Annotated in this window: 22 protein-coding genes, 4 tRNA genes and 1 riboswitch; of the genes, 5 read left to right on the top strand and 21 right to left on the bottom strand. The window is 45.8% G+C overall.

The window, feature by feature from the left end; all coding sequences use genetic code 11:
* Positions 1-135: 135 nt before the first annotated feature.
* The 12 genes from rplL to DC20_RS11520 form a co-directional block, all read right to left on the bottom strand.
* Positions 136-516, bottom strand: coding sequence for a 50S ribosomal protein L7/L12 (gene rplL / locus DC20_RS11575; protein ID WP_062543973.1), 381 nt, complete (start codon positions 514-516; stop codon positions 136-138).
* Positions 517-554: 38 nt separating this feature from the next.
* Positions 555-1082 (bottom strand): 50S ribosomal protein L10, encoded by a 528-nt coding sequence (rplJ, locus tag DC20_RS11570; RefSeq protein WP_062543972.1) that lies wholly within the window; start codon positions 1080-1082, stop codon positions 555-557.
* Positions 1083-1091: 9 nt separating this feature from the next.
* A complete protein-coding gene (gene rplA, locus DC20_RS11565) occupies positions 1092-1781 on the bottom strand; it encodes a 50S ribosomal protein L1 (RefSeq protein WP_062543971.1) in 690 nt (229 codons plus the stop codon).
* Positions 1782-1792: 11 nt separating this feature from the next.
* Positions 1793-2236 carry a 50S ribosomal protein L11 gene (gene rplK / locus DC20_RS11560; RefSeq protein ID WP_062543970.1) on the bottom strand — a complete coding sequence of 148 codons (444 nt, stop codon included), beginning with the start codon at positions 2234-2236 and terminating at the stop codon, positions 1793-1795.
* A gap of 12 nt (positions 2237-2248) precedes the next feature.
* Complete coding sequence (nusG, locus tag DC20_RS11555; protein WP_062543969.1) at positions 2249-2806, bottom strand: transcription termination/antitermination protein NusG; 558 nt, start codon at positions 2804-2806, stop codon at positions 2249-2251.
* A gap of 15 nt (positions 2807-2821) precedes the next feature.
* A complete protein-coding gene (gene secE / locus DC20_RS11550; RefSeq protein WP_062543968.1) occupies positions 2822-3013 on the bottom strand; it encodes a preprotein translocase subunit SecE in 192 nt (63 codons plus the stop codon).
* Between the two features lie 23 nt (positions 3014-3036).
* Positions 3037-3109 (bottom strand) — tRNA-Trp (locus DC20_RS11545).
* A 109-nt stretch (positions 3110-3218) separates the two neighbouring features.
* Positions 3219-4406 (bottom strand): elongation factor Tu, encoded by a 1188-nt coding sequence (tuf, locus tag DC20_RS11540; protein ID WP_062543967.1) that lies wholly within the window; start codon positions 4404-4406, stop codon positions 3219-3221.
* A 78-nt stretch (positions 4407-4484) separates the two neighbouring features.
* Positions 4485-4556: transfer RNA gene (locus tag DC20_RS11535), tRNA-Thr, on the bottom strand.
* 43 nt (positions 4557-4599) lie between these two features.
* A tRNA-Gly gene (locus DC20_RS11530) sits at positions 4600-4672 on the bottom strand.
* A gap of 74 nt (positions 4673-4746) precedes the next feature.
* Positions 4747-4829: transfer RNA gene (locus tag DC20_RS11525), tRNA-Tyr, on the bottom strand.
* Between the two features lie 115 nt (positions 4830-4944).
* Entirely contained in the window at positions 4945-7476 is a 2532-nt protein-coding gene (locus tag DC20_RS11520) for a M1 family metallopeptidase (RefSeq protein WP_062543966.1), read from the bottom strand.
* A gap of 81 nt (positions 7477-7557) precedes the next feature.
* Between DC20_RS11520 and DC20_RS11515 the strand changes: the two genes are divergently transcribed.
* From DC20_RS11515 to frr, 3 genes are all read left to right on the top strand, one after another.
* The gene (locus tag DC20_RS11515; protein ID WP_062543965.1) at positions 7558-8052 is read left to right on the top strand and encodes an acetyl-CoA carboxylase biotin carboxyl carrier protein subunit; all 495 of its coding nucleotides are present in this window, start codon (positions 7558-7560) and stop codon (positions 8050-8052) included.
* Positions 8053-8142: 90 nt separating this feature from the next.
* A complete protein-coding gene (gene pyrH / locus DC20_RS11510) occupies positions 8143-8850 on the top strand; it encodes a UMP kinase (RefSeq protein WP_062543964.1) in 708 nt (235 codons plus the stop codon).
* 119 nt (positions 8851-8969) lie between these two features.
* A complete protein-coding gene (gene frr / locus DC20_RS11505; protein WP_062543963.1) occupies positions 8970-9533 on the top strand; it encodes a ribosome recycling factor in 564 nt (187 codons plus the stop codon).
* Between the two features lie 109 nt (positions 9534-9642).
* Here frr and DC20_RS11500 read toward each other — a convergent pair whose 3' ends face one another.
* From DC20_RS11500 to DC20_RS11480, 5 genes are all read right to left on the bottom strand, one after another.
* Positions 9643-10041: a hypothetical protein gene (locus DC20_RS11500; protein ID WP_062543962.1), complete on the bottom strand. Its 399-nt coding sequence runs from the start codon at positions 10039-10041 to the stop codon at positions 9643-9645.
* A gap of 445 nt (positions 10042-10486) precedes the next feature.
* A complete protein-coding gene (nadD, locus tag DC20_RS11495) occupies positions 10487-11065 on the bottom strand; it encodes a nicotinate (nicotinamide) nucleotide adenylyltransferase (protein ID WP_062543961.1) in 579 nt (192 codons plus the stop codon).
* Between the two features lie 2 nt (positions 11066-11067).
* Complete coding sequence (gmk, locus tag DC20_RS11490; RefSeq protein WP_062543960.1) at positions 11068-11652, bottom strand: guanylate kinase; 585 nt, start codon at positions 11650-11652, stop codon at positions 11068-11070.
* Between the two features lie 20 nt (positions 11653-11672).
* Positions 11673-11966, bottom strand: coding sequence for a hypothetical protein (locus tag DC20_RS11485; protein ID WP_157593140.1), 294 nt, complete (start codon positions 11964-11966; stop codon positions 11673-11675).
* Between the two features lie 11 nt (positions 11967-11977).
* Entirely contained in the window at positions 11978-12574 is a 597-nt protein-coding gene (locus DC20_RS11480; RefSeq protein WP_062543958.1) for a sigma-70 family RNA polymerase sigma factor, read from the bottom strand.
* 168 nt (positions 12575-12742) lie between these two features.
* On the opposite strand from DC20_RS11480, the gene DC20_RS11475 reads away from it, so the two are divergent.
* The gene (locus DC20_RS11475; RefSeq protein WP_062543957.1) at positions 12743-14278 is read left to right on the top strand and encodes a glycosyltransferase family 2 protein; all 1536 of its coding nucleotides are present in this window, start codon (positions 12743-12745) and stop codon (positions 14276-14278) included.
* A gap of 95 nt (positions 14279-14373) precedes the next feature.
* Here DC20_RS11475 and ahcY read toward each other — a convergent pair whose 3' ends face one another.
* Positions 14374-15681 carry an adenosylhomocysteinase gene (gene ahcY, locus DC20_RS11470; RefSeq protein WP_062543956.1) on the bottom strand — a complete coding sequence of 436 codons (1308 nt, stop codon included), beginning with the start codon at positions 15679-15681 and terminating at the stop codon, positions 14374-14376.
* Positions 15682-15831: 150 nt separating this feature from the next.
* Here ahcY and DC20_RS11465 point away from each other — a divergent pair, with 150 nt between their 5' ends.
* Positions 15832-17022: a THUMP-like domain-containing protein gene (locus DC20_RS11465; RefSeq protein WP_062543955.1), complete on the top strand. Its 1191-nt coding sequence runs from the start codon at positions 15832-15834 to the stop codon at positions 17020-17022.
* 1 nt (position 17023) lies between these two features.
* On the opposite strand, the gene DC20_RS11460 is transcribed toward DC20_RS11465, so the two are convergent.
* The 3 genes from DC20_RS11460 to DC20_RS11450 all read right to left on the bottom strand — a co-directional run bounded on the left by DC20_RS11460 (position 17024) and on the right by DC20_RS11450 (position 18881).
* Positions 17024-17650 (bottom strand): DNA-3-methyladenine glycosylase, encoded by a 627-nt coding sequence (locus DC20_RS11460; RefSeq protein ID WP_062543954.1) that lies wholly within the window; start codon positions 17648-17650, stop codon positions 17024-17026.
* 11 nt (positions 17651-17661) lie between these two features.
* The gene (locus DC20_RS11455) at positions 17662-18111 is read right to left on the bottom strand and encodes a hypothetical protein (RefSeq protein WP_062543953.1); all 450 of its coding nucleotides are present in this window, start codon (positions 18109-18111) and stop codon (positions 17662-17664) included.
* Between the two features lie 110 nt (positions 18112-18221).
* Complete coding sequence (locus DC20_RS11450; RefSeq protein ID WP_062543952.1) at positions 18222-18881, bottom strand: DUF4919 domain-containing protein; 660 nt, start codon at positions 18879-18881, stop codon at positions 18222-18224.
* Positions 18882-19372: 491 nt separating this feature from the next.
* Positions 19373-19543: riboswitch (cobalamin riboswitch) on the top strand.
* Positions 19544-19591: the final 48 nt, after the last annotated feature.

Raw genomic sequence — 19591 nt, 5'->3', positions numbered from 1 at the left:
TTAAACTTTGTCGTGCCCCTGTTTAGTTCTCTCAGGAGCAGAAATTTCTAGAAATCTTTTCTAGGTACAAACAGGAAAAGACCTGACGAAAATGCCAGGTCTAACCCTTTGTGGTAATGGAAGGTAGTGTGTGGATTACTTAACCTCCACTTCAGCACCAGCTTCTTCCAATTGCTTTTTCAATGAATCTGCTTCATCTTTAGCAACACCTTCTTTCAATGGTTTTGGAGCGCCGTCAACCAATTCTTTAGCTTCTTTCAGGCCAAGACCAGTCAATTCTTTCACTAGCTTCACAACTGCTAGCTTAGAGGCACCTGCAGCCTTAAGGATTACATCAAAAGATGTTTTTTCTTCTACAGCGGCTGCAGCGTCACCACCACCACCACCAGCTACCATTACAGGAGCAGCAGCTGCTGGCTCAATACCATACTCATCCTTAAGAATCGTAGCAAGTTCATTAACCTCTTTTACAGTTAAGTTAACCAACTGCTCAGCGAATGCTTTCAAATCTGCCATTTTTATTAGTAATTAAAAGTTGTTTTAAAATTGAAATGTTATTGTTCTCTCTCTGATAATGTTTTAACCAATCCAGCAAGGATATTGCCACCGCTCTGAAGGGCAGAAATAACGTTTTTAGCTGGAGATTGAAGTAAGCCGATGATTTCACCAACAAGTTCTTCTTTTGACTTGAGTTTGCTCAAGGTATCCAGTTGCTCATCGCCTAGGTAGATGCTAGCATCTATGTAAGCGCCTTTCAGAACTGGTTTTTTAGCACCCGTTTTGCGGAAATCAAGCAACAATCTAGCAGGTGCGTTACCTGTCGTTGGCTCAAACATAAGTCCTGAAGATCCTTTTAAAGCTACATCTAATGCAGATGTATCACCTCCCAAAGTATCCAAGGCTTTACGAATCAGAGTATTTTTGTAAACTTTGTACTCAATGCCTCTGTCAAAGCACAATCTTCTAAATTTATTGATAGTTGCTACTGTTAAATCAGAAGCATCAGTAATGTAGACGAAGGAGTTTTGAGCAAACTTCTCGCTCAGGTCGCGTACAATGATTTCTTTCTCTTCCCGTGTCATCTCTTCTCGTTAAATGGAGGTTTTGTCAACTACTACACCAGGACTCATTGTGCTTGACAATGTGATGCTCTTAATATAAGTTCCTTTTGCGGAAGAAGGCTTCAAACGGTTAAGAGTTGCAATCACCTCATTTGCGTTTGCCGCAATCTGATCTGGACCGAAAGAAACTTTACCAATGCTGGTGTGAATGATACCGGTTTTGTCAACTTTGAAGTCGATTTTACCTGCTTTCACTTCTTTCACCGCTTTGGCTACGTCTGTGGTAACAGTACCAGCCTTAGGGTTTGGCATTAAGTTACGAGGTCCTAAGATACGTCCTAGTCTACCTACTTTTGCCATTACAGCTGGCATAGTGATGATCACATCAATATCAGTCCAACCTTTTTCAATCTTCTGGATGTACTCGTCAAGACCTACGTAGTCAGCACCAGCAGCTTTCGCCTCATCCTCTTTGTCAGGGGTACACAGCACTAATACTCGTACATCTTTACCTGTTCCATGGGGAAGGGTCACTACCCCTCTTACCATTTGATCAGCCTTACGCGGGTCAACACCTAAACGAACATCAATGTCAACTGAGGCATCAAACTTAGTGAAAGTGATTTCTTTCACCACGCCTGCTGCATCTAACAAAGAGTACTCTTTTTTAGGGTCGTACTTCGCTAAGACTGCTTTTCTGTTTTTAGAAATTCTAGCCATTTGCTTTTTAATTACTCACTCCAAGGAGCAGTTCCTTTAACTGTGATACCCATGCTACGCGCGGTACCAGCTACCAATTTCATTGCCGCCTCAACTTTAAATGCATTCAGGTCAGGCATTTTGATTTCAGCGATTTCGCGAATCTGATCCCAAGTCACAGAACCTACTTTGTTACGGTTAGGCTCTTTAGATCCGGATTTGATTTTCGCAGCGTCCATCAACAATACTGGAGCGGGAGGAGTCTTAATTACGAAGTCAAACGACTTGTCTGTGTACATTGTAATCAAAACTGGGCATACTTGGCCGGCCTTATCCTGGGTTCTAGCGTTGAACTGCTTGCAGAACTCCATGATGTTAAGACCTTTAGATCCAAGTGCAGGTCCAATCGGCGGTGCTGGATTCGCGGCGCCTCCCTTTACCTGAAGTTTCAGATAACCTTTTATTTCTTTTGCCATTATTATTTATTACTACTGTTCTTTTTCTACCTGCATGTAGTTAAGTTCTACTGGCGTGTTCCGCCCAAAGATCTTTACCATCACGTTCAACTTGCGGCGCTCTTCAAACACCTCCTCTACTGTACCAGAGAAACCGTTGAATGGACCGTCCATTACTTTCACAGTTTCGCCAACAATAAAAGGAGTCTCTAAAGTTTCCACTTGCTCGTCTGTTTCATCAACCTTTCCTAGGATTCGGTTCACTTCTGCCATGCGCAAGGGAACAGGCTTCTCATCTGTTCTTCCATTACCAGAACCAAGGAAGCCAATGACTCCTGGCGTGCTGGTAATTAAGTGCTCCACCTCACCATTAGAGATATCTGCGAAGACTAATACATAACCGGGAAAAAAGCTGCGCTCTCTTACGCGTTTTTTCCCGTTCCGCATTTCATATACTTTCTCTGACGGAATTAGCACCTGAGGCACCATCTCCGTTAAGTTATGACGCGCTACCTCATTCTCAAGATAAGACTTTGCTTTCTTCTCCTGGCCTGAAACAGCCCGTACTACATACCATTTTAAATCTGCCATTTGCTCCAGCTTAAATTAGAATTGGTTGTAAAACCATTCCAGGGTGGAGTCGTAAACAAAATCCATAGCACCTACAATGACTGCAAAAACAACAGATCCTACCAATACTAAGATAGAACTTTTCTGAAGCTCTGAGTAGGTTGGCCAGGTAACCTTGTGCTGCATCTCTTCTACAGCGTCGTTGAAAAATTTTGTCAGCTTTCCCATTCTGATGCTATTAACTCTATTTGCACGGGAGGTAGGACTCGAACCTACAACCAATGGTTTTGGAGACCACTACTCTACCAATTGAGCTACTCCCGTAAAAAAATGCACGCCATTCGTTTAAATGGAGTGCAAATGTATTATTCTTTTCTTAAAAAAACAAGTCCGCCCTACATTTTCAGCAAGGCGGACTTATGTTTTTCAGTAATTAGTCAAGGATTTCAGTTACCTGACCGGCACCTACTGTTCTACCACCTTCACGGATAGCGAAACGTAGACCTTTTTCCATCGCTACTTTGTTGATCAAATCAACAGTGATAGTGATGTTATCACCAGGCATTACCATTTCAACACCTTCTGGCAAAGTGATGATACCAGTTACGTCAGTGGTTCTTAAGTAGAACTGTGGACGGTAGTTGTTGAAGAATGGAGTGTGACGTCCACCTTCTTCTTTAGAAAGAACGTAAACCTCAGCTTTGAACTTCATGTGAGGAGTTACTGAACCTGGCTTACAGATAACCATACCACGACGGATATCAGTTTTCTCAATACCACGTAACAATAGACCTACGTTGTCACCAGCTTCACCTCTGTCAAGAATCTTACGGAACATCTCAACACCAGTTACTACAGACTTCAAGCCTTCAGCACCCATACCTAAGATATCCACTTGCTCACCAGAGTTGATGATACCACGCTCGATACGGCCAGTAGCTACTGTACCACGACCAGTAATTGAGAACACGTCCTCAACTGGCATCAAGAATGGAAGGTCAGTTAAACGAGCAGGAATTGGAATGTGGTTATCAACCGCATCCATCAATTCTTCAATGGTTTTCACCCATTTAGCATCTCCGTTCAAGCCACCAAGAGCTGAACCTTGGATAACTGGAATGTTGTCACCGTCGAAATCGTAGAAAGAAAGAAGCTCTCTGATTTCCATTTCAACTAGTTCTAACAATTCTGGATCATCTACCATGTCCACTTTGTTCATGAACACAACAAGAGCAGGAACACCTACCTGACGAGCCAAAAGAATGTGCTCACGAGTTTGTGGCATTGGACCATCAGTCGCAGCAACTACCAGGATAGCACCGTCCATCTGAGCAGCACCAGTAACCATGTTCTTCACATAGTCAGCGTGACCAGGACAGTCTACGTGCGCGTAGTGACGGCTCTCAGTTGCATACTCAACGTGAGATGTATTAATAGTGATACCACGCTCTTTTTCTTCTGGAGCGTTGTCAATAGAAGAGAAATCTCTCTTTGCGGCTAGACCTTTGCCCGCTAAAACCTGAGTAATAGCAGCCGTCAAGGTTGTTTTGCCGTGGTCAACGTGCCCAATTGTACCGATATTTACGTGCGGTTTGGAGCGATCAAAATTTTCTTTAGCCATTTTAGAAAGTATTTAGTTCTTAGGTGAAACGGTGTATTGTTTGTTTTAACTGAAAATTCCCAATAATAAAACCGCTTGAGCCAACGATGGGAATTGAACCCACGACCCCTTCCTTACCAAGGAAGTACTCTACCCCTGAGCTACGTCGGCAAAATAAAACAATGCAGCTCGCGCTGCATTGTTTCAATCAAAGAGCGGGAGACGAGGTTCGAACCCGCGACCTACAGCTTGGAAGGCTGTCGCTCTACCAGCTGAGCTACTCCCGCTTGTTTACTGGTAACATCAGAAATCTTCACGAAACAACCTGTAACCTTGTCTCAATTTCTGACCATTTTAAGTGTGGGGAGAGAAGGATTCGAACCTTCGAAAGCTTACGCTAACGGAGTTACAGTCCGTCCCATTTGGCCACTCTGGAATCTCCCCAATACTTTTTCAAAGAACCCTAAGAACTATTTTCGTTTCTGCGTTTCGTTCTTAGGAGCTGCAAAATTAGTGGCTTTTTGTTCCGTGTCAAATATTTCTGCAAATATTTTTCAGATTAGTTCTGCTGTAGGCCTAACAACTGTCCCAATTTTGGGTCTTTTTCGGCTAATTTCTGCAAGGTTTCCCTCCGTTCTTCCGTCTCCGCCATTAACGTAAGCATTTGAAAGGCTGTTTGTTTAGCTATGTCCATGGTCTCGCGTTCCACTATACTTACCAAGGCCTGCCACCCCCTCTCCTGCCCATCAATATTTTTTTTCAAAAGGTAGGCGCCGAAGCTCTGAAGGAAGTAAAACAGCTCTCCTCCCCTCATTCTTTGAGCATTTTTCAAATACCAACCGTAAAGCTCTTCCTCTTCACTGGCGGTGAAGGCGGCAGCCAAGGCATTCACTACATCTGGGTTCTTATAAGCTAAAAATGGTTTTAACCGGTTCAGGTCATGGCCTCCTCTTGTCCAGGCGAAAATAGCTGCGCTTACCACTTGGTAAGAACTATCCTGAAGTCCCCTTTCTACTATATCCTGTGGCAAGCCGCTTAGGGTACTAAGAGCATACGTAGCAATGGCTCTTACCGCGCTGCTTTTATCTGTTTGTGCGATCTGCTGAATCTGTGCTTGCACTTCTGGTTTTTGGATGGCGGGAGTAGACACCAGCATTTCTAAAGCCGTTGATCTTATTTTCCAGAACGGGTCCTGCATGGCTTTCTGGATCACCTGGTCAATACCTGTATGCGTTGTATCCCTTAACTGCTCCAGCGCAGTAGACTTCATGGCATAACTTGTGCCTTGCAGGAACTGAGCTGTCCATTCAGTAACGGGTTTGTCATGAGTGATATTTGCCAACAGCCTCTGCTGCGGATCTATCACTACTGTTTGTGGAGCTATTGACATCGGAAAATAGAACGTCTGGTTTGCTTTAGTTACTTCTACCTTCTCTTCCTGCCATTTATCTCCCTGTAGTATAGCGATGGTTAGGGGAAAATCGTAGACTGTAGTTCTAAGGGTATCCTGTGTCTGGGTTACCTGCACAGAAAGGGTACCATTCTGGAAGGCGTGGTTCACCTTAAGTTCGGGGTGCCCGGGAGTTAAGAACCACTGTTGGAAAAACGGCTTCAAATCTTTTCCGGTAATCTCTTCAAAGGCTAACCGCAACTTGTCAATTTCTACAGCCGTGTATTTGTTCTGGGACAAGTACAGGTTCAAAGAGGCAAAGAAAGCCTCGTCTCCAACCTCACCTCTAAGCATGTGCAGCACCCGCCCACCTTTGGCGTAGGAATGACTGTCAAACATGTCTTCCTTGTCAAGGTAATGGTACCTGATGAGCGGCTCTTGTTTCGTTCTAGCTTCCCCAAGGTATTCCAATAAGGCTGTTTGGTGGGTTAAAGCAGCTTCATCTGGCCCATATCTGTGTTCTGCCCACAGGTATTCAGAATAATCTGCAAAGGATTCATTTAGGGGTAGGTTTGCCCAAGACTCCGTTGTCACTAAATCTCCAAACCATTGGTGAAAGAGCTCATGGGCGATGATGTGGTCCCAGTTCTTGTCCAGCAACTCGCGGCGGTCCTGCTGCACAGCCTCCATAAAGGTAGAGGCGGTGGTGTTCTCCATAGCCCCCGAAACAAAGTCTCTCACCACTACTTGCGCATATTTATCCCAAGGGAAAGCGACACCTAATTTCTGCGAGAAGAACTCTAACATGGCTGGCGTCCTCCCGAAGGTGGCCTTAGCCGTAGCGGCATACTCCGGTTCCACCCAATAGCTGACCTCTTTGTTTCGCCATTTATCTTTTACTATCGCAAATTGCCCAACGGTCATCATAACAAGATAAGGGGCATGCGGTTTGGTCATGCGCCAATAATCTGTTCTAAGGCCGTTTTCTGATTTTTTAGACGAAACCAGCGTGCCGTTGGAAAGGGTTTTGAAGCGGTCTTCTACGGTAATGTAGATTTCCTGCGTCATACGTTCATTAGGCTTGTCAATGGTAGGGAACCAGGCTGAGTTCGCTTCTGTCTCGCCTTGGGTCCATATCTGCTGAGGCACTCCTTCCTCTGTGCCTAACGGATTGATAAAGTACAAGCCTTTGTCCGCCTGGATAGCTTCACTCCCTTTCACGGTGAGTTCGTTTGGTTTGGCGGTATAGGAGATAAACACCTGCAACGTGTCTCTCCGGGTATAAGACTTATCCAGTTTTAGGGTGAGATGCTGCTGATCGTACTCATAGGTGATTGGTACTTCCTGCTTTCCCTTAAGCAGCGCTATCTTATGCACATTAAACCCTTTTGCATCTAACACTACCTGGCTCTGAGGATAGAAGTAAGGCTTCAAGGTAAGGATAGCCTCGCCTAGCAGATGCTGTTTCGCCCAATCAAACTTTACGTTCAGTTTGGTATGCAGCAAATCTACCAGGCGCTCTGCAGCGGGCTGGTATGGCCCTTGGCTTGTCACAGGTTTTACCTCCGTAATTGCGGAATCAGGGGCAGAGACCACTTCTTCTGAGGCCACAGATGAAGCCGTCTGTTGCTTTACCGCGCACCCCAGAGGAGCACTGCACAACAGAAAGAACAAGAAGCCGCGGGAAACGATATGATTCATGTAATGATTTATTAACTTTGGGGACTCAAGTTGTGAATTTATTTCACACATACGGTACTTACTGTCCATAACACTGCCAACATGCTACAGGTAAAATCGGCCACCAACACGTGGCAAGTAGTCTTAGAGAAAAACCAAATCCTTCTCAACGGCGCTCCTTTTACCTGGGATTTGCTCCCCCTTACTCCCACTTCCTTCCACATTCTGAAAGACGGCCGTTCCTACACTGCAGAGGTGTTAGAAGCTGATCCTGAGACAAAAGCATTCAGAATCAAGATCAATGGCAATGTGCATACGTTGCAGGTGCAGGACCGGATGGATCTTCTTCTGGAGAGTTTAGGCATGGGCCAGGCGCTGGCTCAAAAGATAAACGACATCAAAGCTCCCATGCCCGGCCTTATCCTGGATATAAAAGTGGAACCGGGCCAAGAAGTAAAGAAAGGCGACCCTATCCTTATTTTGGAAGCCATGAAAATGGAGAACATCATCAAATCTCCCGGCGATGGCGTTGTTTCTGCCGTAAAAGTCAACGTAAGGCAGAACGTTGAAAAGAACCAAGTATTGATCGTGTTTTAAGTTAATTCCGTTTAGGGCCTGCTTTCTAGAAAGTAGGCCCTAAACGTATGTATATAGACCAGTGTCACTAACTATTACTATTTAATAAGCATGCGATTCAAAAGAATTCTATTGAAACTCAGCGGAGAGTCCTTGATGGGCGAACAGCAGTATGGGATTGATACCAACATGCTGGTGCAGTACGCCGAAGAAATTAAATCTGCCGTTGACCTTGGCGCTGAGGTGGCCGTAGTAATTGGCGGAGGTAACATTTTCAGGGGTGTGCAGGCCGAGGCTGTAGGATTGGACCGCGTGCAGGGCGATTACATGGGCATGTTGGCCACAGTAATCAACAGCATGGCGCTGCAAAGTGCCTTGGAGAAGGTGGGCATCTTCACCCGTTTACTATCAGGAATTAACATCCAGCAGGTGTGCGAGCCGTACATCCGCCGTAGAGCCATGCGTCACCTGGAGAAAGGCCGTGTGGTCATCTTCGGGGCAGGTACTGGCAACCCTTACTTTACGACAGATTCAGCAGCCAGCCTACGTGCCATTGAGATTGAAGCCGATGTAGTTTTGAAAGGTACCCGCGTAGACGGAATCTACACCGCTGATCCGGAGAAAGATGCCTCTGCCGTTCGGTATGAAGATATCACCTTTGAAGAGGTTTTTGAAAAAGGTCTGAACGTAATGGACATGACTGCGTTTACCCTTTGCAAGGAAAACAATCTGCCTATTGTGGTGTTTGACATCAACAAAAAAGGCAATTTAGCCAGATTGATCCAAGGCGAGAGAGTAGGAACCTTAGTTTCAATGTAATCAAAACTGTCTATTGCCCTGAGCAATGGATTTTACAAAATAAAATCAGAAATTTGTGCCGCTCTCTGGCGTTTGCTATAGCGGTGCCATTTAGTCATCTTTCTAAATCAGAAATCCCAATGACCGAAGAAATTAATTTTTATTTGAGCGAAGCCGAGGAATCCATGCAGAAATCGGTGCAGCACACAAGTGTAGAATTAACTAAAATCAGAGCTGGCAAAGCCTCTCCAGCCATGGTAGAAGATCTGCGCGTAGATTACTACGGCACTCCTACCCCTATTTCTCAGGTAGCCAATATCATGACTCCAGACGCCCGCACGCTTATGATTAAGCCGTGGGAAAAAGGCATGGTGGCAGAGATTGGCAAGGCCATCAAAAACAGTGATCTTGGTTTGAACCCAATGACAGAGGCAGACGGTATCCGTTTGAACATTCCGGCATTAACGGAAGAGCGTCGTCGGGATTTGGTAAAACAAGCCAAAAACGAAACGGAAAGCGGCAAGATCAGAGTGCGCAATATCCGGAAAGACGTAAATGAGTCTTTGCGCAAGCTACAGAAAGAAGGCACGTCTGAAGATGCCGTAAAAGACGCTGAAGGCAAAGTGCAGAAGCTGACTGATTCTTACATTGTAAAACTAGATGAGCTTTTGTCAAAGAAGGAAGCCGAAATCATGACCATCTAAGGTCAGTACTTTTCAGCCTTATTTCAGAAAATAGCTATAAAAGAGAAGTCCCCGCACTGGTTAGTGCGGGGACTTCTCTTTTATAGCTATTAGAAAAAACAGCTTATGCTTAAACAGAAATTAACCACTCTTTTGCTTCATTCATGCTTTCAAACACCTCAATACCAGTAGTATCATATGTGAAGCGCAAAGATTTGTCTGTTGACAGGCGGCTGAACATGCTGGGTGAATACACCCACGCAAACTTCTTCATACCGGCTAAGCGCATTCTAGGGAACCACTCAGATCCTACCCACTCTGCGGCGCTGGACCATATTCCTTCTACATTGGTGTTATCATTGAGAACTTTAGAGCACTCAAAATGCTGCATTGTCTCCATGATACGCTCACACCCATCCAAAACAGATTGCTTTGTCTGAAACCCAATCCAATCAGCTAGAACATACTGCTCTTCTGCATGATAGGCAATGGAGATATATGTGTCTTGAAATATTAATTGGTCACTCATTGTCTAAACAACTCCTTCTATTGTCTCTGTGAAGGAATAGCAAATTACATCACATTTCTGAAGCCATCAAGCATTTATATTGCGAAAAACAGAATAATTTAAACACAGCATGTAGACAAACTTCTTGAATACGGAAGTAACCTAAAAAGGTTTTATATTATTTTCTAGCTAAACAATTAAGATTTACAACCTGTACAATTGGCACACGGAACCACCTTTTCCATGAAGTTAAAAAATGGTTTTACTTAAAGATAAGGGGCAGGGTCTTTATTTGAGAGGCATATCAGCTATAAGCAATTCACCCCTATGGTAAAACAAAGCCGGCATTTAGGCCCTCTTTTCTGAAAAGAGAACCTAAACGCCGGCTTTGTTTTCTTTACTAACTGCTGTTATAATTTACTTTTTAGGACGCAATCTGATCTACTCTGAAGTAATTGGCTTTTTCTTATTGATATAGCTTCTTGGCATGGACATACTCTGCCACTGGTTCAGTAAGCAGATACCGGGTAGATTTTCCTTCCTTAAGGCACTTCCGGATAAAGGTGGCTGAGATATCCAACAAGGGAGCTGGTACTACAGTAACCTTAGGATGTTCTTTTAATGACTCCGTAATTTTCCCACTGCCCGACCTTGGATAGACCAGGATCTCATAATGATCTAGAATCTGCTCGTAGTTTTTCCATTTATGAAAAGTAGCCAGGTTATCTTCTCCCATGATGAGCGAAAACTGATACTTAAGATATTTTTCCTGCAGGTAGGTGAGCGTATCAATGGTGTAGCTAGGCTTAGGCATCCGGAATTCAATATCCGTCACGCCAAGATCCGCATTATCTGCGATGGCTAACCGCACCATGTGCAGACGGTCAAACTCATGCAACAGGCTGTTGCTGGGTTTAAACGGATTCTGCGGGCTTACTACAAGCCACACTGTATCTAAGGTGGTGTTAGTGGCCATGTAATTGGCCAGGATCAGGTGCCCTATGTGGATGGGGTTGAAGGATCCAAACAACAATCCTACCCGCATGGCTACACGATAGGCTCTTCTGGGTTGATGAAGTTTCGCACCAATTTTTCAGCTTTGGCGAATGCTTCTTCCAGATTTTCGTTTACAATCACCTCATCAAACTGGTCTTCAAAACTCAATTCAAACTTGGCTTTGAAAACGCGACTGGAAATGCTGGAGGCAGAATCTGTGTTACGGGCTACTAAGCGTTTAGAAAGTTCTTCAATGGAAGGTGGTTTTACAAAAACGGCCAACGCACGGTCTTTGTAGAAATGCTTTACGCTTAACCCTCCCTTCACGTCCACGTCCAGAATGGCGTGTTTACCTTCAGACCAGATGCGTTCTATTTCAGATTTAAGGGTTCCGTAAAAGGCTCCCTCATATACTTCTTCCCACTCCACAAACTCATCGTTTCCTACTTTCTCACGGAACTCTTCTGGGGTAATGAAATAATAATCTTTTCCGTTGACTTCTGAGCGGCCCCGGCGGTCGCGGGTACAAGCAGAGATAGAGAAACTTAGTTCTGGAAGAACGTTTACTAAATGACGGACAATTGTGGTTTTACCGGCTCCGGACGGGGCCGAAAAAATAATGATTTTACCTTGCATCCAGGGTAGGAAAGCTTAAACTAAGCCGTTTGGTGGATTCTTGATTTGATGGTATCTGCTAATGAAGCTGGAGTACCCGGTCTCCGCAGAGACGCATTCAGGAACTTCACAAATAAACGTTGTTTGTCAACGCTTTCAAAGCAAGGGGAGCACTCATCTGCCCGTTCCTCTAAAAAAGCTTCATCTTCTTTAGTGGCTAAACCTTCCAGCCACTTCTCAAAAACGCCCTGAACCTTTTCACAGTCAGATTCATGGCTCTCATCTGAGGCGTTTGCGCCCATCAATTCATCAGTCATTGTAGTAGTCCCCATCATTTTAATTTCTATTATCCATTGTAACCCATTGACTTTGCGTATTTCTCTAACTTCTCTTTTAAGAAGTGCCGTGCCCGGTGAAGGCGGCTCCGTACAGTTCCTATGGGGATGTCCAGAATTTTGGCCATTTCCTCATACGTGAACCCTTCCAAGTCACACAGGATGATCACGGTCCGGAAGTCTACTGGTAAGGAGTTCAGGGCACCTGCCACTTCGTCTCCAATCAGGTCCTGCACACTTTCCATGCGCAGGTCAGTAGTACCTCCAGAACTGTCACCCTCCGCGTCTACATCCTCAGAATTGTAGTAGCCTTCCACCTCAGAGTAATCTACTTTAGCGGGCTGCTTACTCTTCTTCCGGAAGTCGTTAATGAACGAGTTCTTCAGGATGCGGAACAGCCACGCTTTTGCATTAGTTCCGGGTTCAAAATAATCGAAGAAGCGGTACGCCTTAAGGTAAGTCTCCTGAACCAGGTCATTAGCATCGTCTTCGTCCAGGGTTAGACGATACGCGAAGTTGTAGAGAGGCGAAATAACCGGCATCAACTCCGCCTCAAACCGGGCGTCTTTCTCCTCTTTAGTCATTGAATTCGCTCTCTGTTCGCTCATTGGTCTTGATTTTGTACTTTTACACTTGGGGATAAAAATACCTATACGCAAATATAGAAATTAAATATACATAGGTACATACGAATATTGGGGCAGATGTTTACATTCCTCGGCCCAAACCTTCATTTCAAGGAATTTAACTCCCTCTTATTATTGTTTCTGCGTTGCATGCCACAACCTATTTCTGTCACCATACTCGCTAAAAACAGTCAGGAACTGCTACCTCAATGCCTTAGGGCTTTGGCCCAATTCCCGGAGGTCATTCTACTGGACAATGGCTCCACTGATGCTACCGTGGCTGTTGCAAACCAATTCCCGAACGTAAAGGTGTTTCATTCACCGTTCATTGGGTTTGGTCCGCTCAAGAACCTGGCAGCATCTTACGCCTCGCATGATTGGGTGCTTTCCATTGACAGCGATGAGGTCTTGACCCCAGAACTGGCCCTGTCCATTCTCTCGCACCCTTTAGAAAGCGCGAAAGCCTACCGGTTCCTGCGCCACAATTTTTATGGAAAACGTTTAATAAACGCATGTGGTTGGGAAAACGATTACGTACTACGGCTTTTTAACCGCCGCGCTACTCAGTTTACCAACCGCGAGGTCCATGAAGGCCTTATGACTCAGGAAATAACCGTGGAAACGTTACCCGGCATCCTGAACCATTATTCCTTCAGGAACGCTACAGAACTGCTCCAGAAGCTGAACCAATATACCACGCTGTTCGCGCAGGAGAACCGGTTCAAAAAGACGTCTTCTGCCTTCAAAGCTACTTACAAAGCTGTCTGGACGTTTAAGCGCAATTATTTCCTGAAGCGTGGCTTTTTATATGGTTTTGAGGGATTTCTTATCTCGGCCTGCAATGCCAATGGGGCCTTTTACAAGTATATGAAGCTGCATGAGGCCAACCGCTCCATGACTACCAGCCTCATCATCTCTACCTATAATTGGCCAGAAGCACTGGAAGTCGTACTGAAGAGTGTGGCGTTGCAGCATGAACTGCCTGATGAGGTGATTATAGCCGATGACGGTTCCCGCTCTGACACCAAAGCGGTCATTGAGCGTTTTCAGCAAAACTTTCCCGTGCCACTTCACCACTGCTGGCACGAAGACACCGGGTTCAGGCTAGCGGCTATCCGGAACAAAGCCATGGCTATGGCCACCGGAGAATACCTCCTTTCCATTGATGGTGACATGGTACTGCACCCTGATTATGTGAAAAGCCACAAACGTATAGCCAAGGCAAACACCTTCATCCAAGGCAAGCGGGTGTTGCTGCAACCAAAACTTACAGAGGAAATTCTGCGAACCAAGAAGTGGCACATTACGCCTTTTACTTTCGGCATCATCAACCGCTTCAATGCCGTTTCCTCAGATTTCCTGGCAAAACTGGGATCAAAGAAACGACCTGATATCAAAGCCATAAGAGGCTGCAACATGGCTTTCTGGCGTGCGGATGTATTGCGCATTAACGGCTTCAACGAGAACATACAAGGCTGGGGCCGCGAAGACAGTGAGTTTGCCATAAGAATGCTGAACGCTGGCGTAGAGCGACGCAATTTGCCGTTTGGCGGCGTAGGCTATCATCTGTACCACCCTGAAAATGCGCGCACCTCCTTAGCAGAAAACGACCGGATCCTGGCAGACGCTATTGAAGAGAAAGCCAGGTGGTGCGAGAACGGCATCAGTAAATACCTGAATGACTAAACATCTCTTTCGCCTAAAGCAAAACGCCCTGCTTCTGTACAGAAGCAGGGCGTTTATATGTTGTTTTCTAGAAAAGATTCCAGAAACAGAAAAGCTTAGTAACGGTAGTACTCTGGTTTGAATGGTCCTTCTACTTCCACACCAATGTAAGCGGCTTGCTCAGGAGAAAGTTCTTCCAGTTCTACGCCAATCTTAGCCAAGTGCAGACGAGCTACTTTCTCATCCAGGTGCTTAGGCAAGGTGTAAACTTTATTCTCATACGCCTCAGCGTTGGTCCACAGTTCAATCTGGGCCAATGTCTGGTTAGAGAAAGAGTTAGACATTACAAAAGAAGGGTGACCAGTGGCGCAACCTAAGTTCACCAAACGACCTTCTGCTAAGACGATAATGTCTTTGCCTTCCAAGGTGTAAAGGTCCACCTGTGGTTTTACAGTGTCTTTGGTGTGACCGTAGTTCTCGTTCAACCATGCCATGTCAATCTCATTGTCAAAGTGACCAATGTTACAAACAATAGCTTTGTCTTTCATGGCCAAGAAGTGCTCAGAACGGATGATGTTGAAGTTACCAGTAGCGGTTACTACAATGTCAGCCTCAGGAATGGCATTCTCCATTCTCTTCACGGCATAACCGTCCATAGCAGCCTGCAAAGCACAGATAGGGTCAATCTCAGTCACGATTACACGGGCACCGGCACCACGCAATGAAGCGGCAGAACCTTTTCCTACGTCACCGTAACCAGCTACCACGGCTACTTTACCAGCCATCATCACGTCAGTAGCTCTTCTGATGGAGTCTACCAATGATTCTTTACAGCCGTACTTGTTATCAAATTTTGATTTGGTCACAGAGTCGTTCACGTTGATAGCCGGCATCAACAAAGTGCCGTTTTTCATACGCTCATACAGACGGTGAACACCAGTGGTAGTCTCTTCAGACAACCCTTTGATGCCGGCAGCCAACTCTGGGTATTTGTCAAACACCATGTTGGTCAGGTCACCACCATCATCCAGAATCATGTTCAATGGCTTACGGTCTTCTCCAAAGAAAAGCGTCTGCTCAATGCACCAGTCAAACTCCTCGGCGTTCATACCTTTCCAGGCATAAACCGGAATACCAGCAGCAGCAATAGCAGCAGCAGCGTGATCCTGAGTTGAGAAGATGTTACAAGAAGACCAGGTTACCTCAGCCCCCAACGCAGTCAATGTCTCAATCAACACCGCTGTCTGGATAGTCATGTGCAAGCAACCCGCGATACGCGCACCCGCCAAAGGCTGGCTTGCGCCGTACTCCTCACGGATAGCCATCAAACCTGGCATTTCAGCTTCAGCCAGTTTAATTTCTTTTCTTCCCCACTCAGCCAGGGAAATATCTTTTACTTTGTACTTCAGATACGTTTCTACCATTGTAGTTCAATTTTTACAGAAGAACCACAAAGGTAGTCAATAAGTTTACCATCCTCAACTAAATAGGGTGTAAGCATCTTGTGACCCATTTCTGTAAAACAGGCGTAAAACAGGGTTATCTACTGCTACCATCACCTATAACATTTCTGCATGCCTCTCCCGCTCTCCCCTGCTGAACGTACTTTTCTGGAAGAAAACCTTACCGCTGATCCCGCGCACTTAGTCTTACAAGCTAAGAAGTGGCCTCAGTTAGATGTGCCTAAGTTAGCGCAACAAATCAGGGCTAGGCAAAAGGCTAAAAGCAAGATTCCTTCCTGGGCATCTAACCTGGATTTGCTTTTCCCCGCCAACCTCTCAGTAGAGCAGAGTTCTTCTCAATTGACTGCAGCCTATAAAGCAGGATTGGTTTCCGGGGAAACATTGGTTGATTTAACCGGTGGCTTTGGGGTAGATGCCTACCACTTTGCCCGGCATTTCAGGCACGTAACGTATGTAGAGCAACAGGAAGAACTAGCCAGAATTGTCGCATTCAACTTCACCCAGCTAGAAGTCAAAAACATTACCGTAGAGGCTACAGAGGCAGAGACGTTCCTGCGTTCACTAGAACACCCCGTAGATGTGCTTTTCTTGGACCCGGCCCGGCGCGGACAAAGCCAGGAACGAGTGCACTTACTGCAGGACTGCGAGCCTGATGTAATAGGCCTGCTTCCGTTGCTTTTTCAGAAAAGTAAGGCTGTTCTGTTGAAGACTGCCCCCATGCTGGACATTGATCTAGCGCTTCAGAAGTTGAATCATGTAGCGCAGGTGTGGGTGATTGCTGTTCAAAACGAGTGCAAAGAGGTGCTATACTTACTTAAACCCGATGCTGTTGGTGCTCCCCAGATAACCGCCGTCCATTTAAGACCTGAAAAGGAGGAAGAGCCTCTTACTTTCACCAAGGAGGAAGAGGAGAATGCGCAGGTCACTTTCTCTGAGCCACAACGGTATTTGTATGAACCCAACACGGCCTTACTGAAAGCAGGCGCCTACAAATGGCTATCTGAACGGTACAGGGTACACAAATTAAACCGCAACAGCCATCTCTATACTTCCAGTGAATTAGTGGAGGCGTTTCCGGGCCGTATTTTTGTAATTACGAGTAACCCGAAGGCCAACGTAAAAGAGCTTCAACAACTCTTACCCCAAAAGAAGGCCAACATTACCGTCCGAAATTATCCGCTTACGGTGGCGCAGTTACGGGAAAAGATAAAACTGAAGGAAGGCGGAGAAGACTACTTATTTGCCACCACAGACCTGCATAACAAACCTATTTTGCTCCTCTGCAAGAAAGTTATCAGCTAGATTATAGCGTATACTTTGGATTGGCTTTACTCACCCAACGGCTGCCTTTCAGAGAGAACCGCCACGGCAACAGGGCATCTGCCCCGGCATAAGCAACCCCAACTCTGGGGCCTGCCACAATTTGGGCCTCGGGAACGAGCACGCCTCGGTCTTCAAACCAAATCTCATTTCCGTTGACGTCTGTGCCGTTGTGTTGGGTGGAAATACCCAGGGCTTGAGTAACCAGCCCAGGACCAGCAGTAAGGCGCGGCTCTACTTTGGTCAATCCCCGGCGGAGCTGCATTTCCTCAATCCCTTCTGTCGGCTCAATGGCCCTAATGAGCACGGCATCGGCAATGCCTTCTGCATTGGTCACAATGTTGAACAAAGCGTGAATGCCGTAGATGAGGTACACATAGGCAATGCCCCCCTGTTCATACATGACCTGGGTGCGTTTGGTGCGCCGCCCAAGGTGCGCATGGCAGGCAGCATCGTTAAGACCTGAGTACGCCTCGGTCTCTACTATCATACCCCCGGTGAGCACCCCGTCAAAGCTGGAAAAGAAGTGTTTTCCAATCAAGTCACGGGCAATGGTAACTGAGTCTGGACGAGTAAAGAAATCTTGGGTAAGTTTCTGCTGAAGGGACATAGCCGCAGGGATTATTGACGAATGAAAACCTCGGTGGCACCATCGGCGATGACGTTGTTAATGACCAAGGTATTCTCGTCGCAGAACCAGAACTGATAACCTACCGGAGGCAGGCTTTGCCCTACAATTTTGAAAGATTGCCTTTCACCCTGTAGCCTGCCATTCACGTGCTCTTCATACTCGCCGTTTTCAAAGAAGGTAAGGGATTTGGCTTCGCCGATTTTATCTCCTGTCAGAAATTCGTCTTCCTGAGCGCCCATGTAGTTGGTTTTGATGCCACGCAATTCCCATTTGCCTTGTAGCCTGGACATAGCCGTGGCAGAATCTGTGGATGAAAACTCACACAACACAACGTCAATTTCTTTCTTAGCCGAAGCCCCATCTGTCGGCTTATCTCCGTTTGCCTGGCAAGAGGCGAAAAGCACAGAGAGAAGCAGAACCACGGGAAGTATATTTTTCATAAAGTCTGTATAGTTTGAAGGGCAGCCAAGAAAGCAAAAAGAAAAAGGGTAGCCAAGGGATTAATTCCTCCTGGCTACCCTTCCCATTGATTTATTTTAGATGATCGGACTTACCGTTTCTTCTCTACCGCTTTCTGGATGTTGAAGTAAAGTTCAGTTAGGTTTAATTTGTTAGGTGTCTGCAGATTCACCAAATCATACTTATTGTCTACCAACTGCGGGCGCCCCTTCTGCCGAAGCCCTACCACTGTCAAAAACATATACTCGTCACGCGGAGCGTTAAGCACTACGGCTGTTTCTTTGCTTCGGCCGTTGCCGCTGGCTTTTATGGCCGCCATCAAACCTTCAAACTTGGTGAGCCACATCTGACTTTCCCCCTTCTTATTCAACTCGCCATAAGCCATGTGCATGAGGTACATCACATCCAGGTTGAACGGGTCTGTGGCCAACAGCTTCTTACCGGTGGTGATAATCTCCGGGAAGCGCTCATACAGCAGCATCTCATTTAAAGCATCAGACTGGTCGTTGGGTTTGTACGGGTTATAGCCCGGTTGCGTGGTCCAGCCATAGTACAGATGCTTGTACTCGTCCAAGGTAAGTCTAGAGTCATTAGCGTGATAGCGCTTTAGCAATGCAGGATAATACATCTTGGACTTGGAAGAAGTCACCGCCGCCTTGATGGCGGTATAATCAATTTTAGAAACCATCTGTGCCTGGGAACTGAGCAATAAACCCAGGCATAACGTGCTTAAAAGGAAAATTCTTTTCATGTAAAAAGGAGTGTGGAAACTAGGCAAGCTGGTTGCAAATACAGTGCTAAAAACTACAGCCAACCTAAATAAGTTGCGTGTCAAGCCACCACTTCTGTATGTTCTGCTTTCTGTTTTTAGCCTGCTTTGGTTTAAATAACGCTAAAAAATGCGTTATATGCTGAGGAGGAAAATATTAATTCACTGGCTCTCAGTTAAATTAGTAAATAAGGCTTTTCTATCTTTTGGGTGCTCTACCTAGCTCATAAACCTATACCTTTTCTGGTAATTAGTTACGCTTTACAGGACATTTTCGCATGATTCGTTGCAGTGGTAATCGTCATCTCCAACCCTGCTTTATAAACCTACCCCAGGTTTGGATAGCCATCACTAATGCTACACTCGTCTATTTCTAAGCCGTTTACAGGAAAACAACTTAAAAGCAGTTTGTTGCGATTTTTCTAGGCCGATGTAGGCTGCTATTCAAACTTCCCGTACCTTTGCCCCCGATATTGGTGACAGCCTGGGTTTTCTGCCCATGATGTCTTAAAAGGGAATCAGGTGTAATACCTGAGCTGTACCCGCAACTGTTATCTTCAGAGAAATTCTGCCTTCCACACGCCACTGTCCGCTTTGCTGGATGGGAAGGCCAGGCAGATGAAGAGAGCCAGGAGACCTGCCAACGTCTAACATTCACCTGGAGGCTTTCGGGAAAAAAAGCAGCAAGGACA

Origin of the sequence: Rufibacter tibetensis (assembly GCF_001310085.1) — a bacterium.
Classification (GTDB): Bacteria; Bacteroidota; Bacteroidia; order Cytophagales; family Hymenobacteraceae; genus Nibribacter; species Nibribacter tibetensis.
Note: the sequence above shows the minus strand (reverse complement) of the source record. Positions and strands in the feature narration are given on the sequence as shown.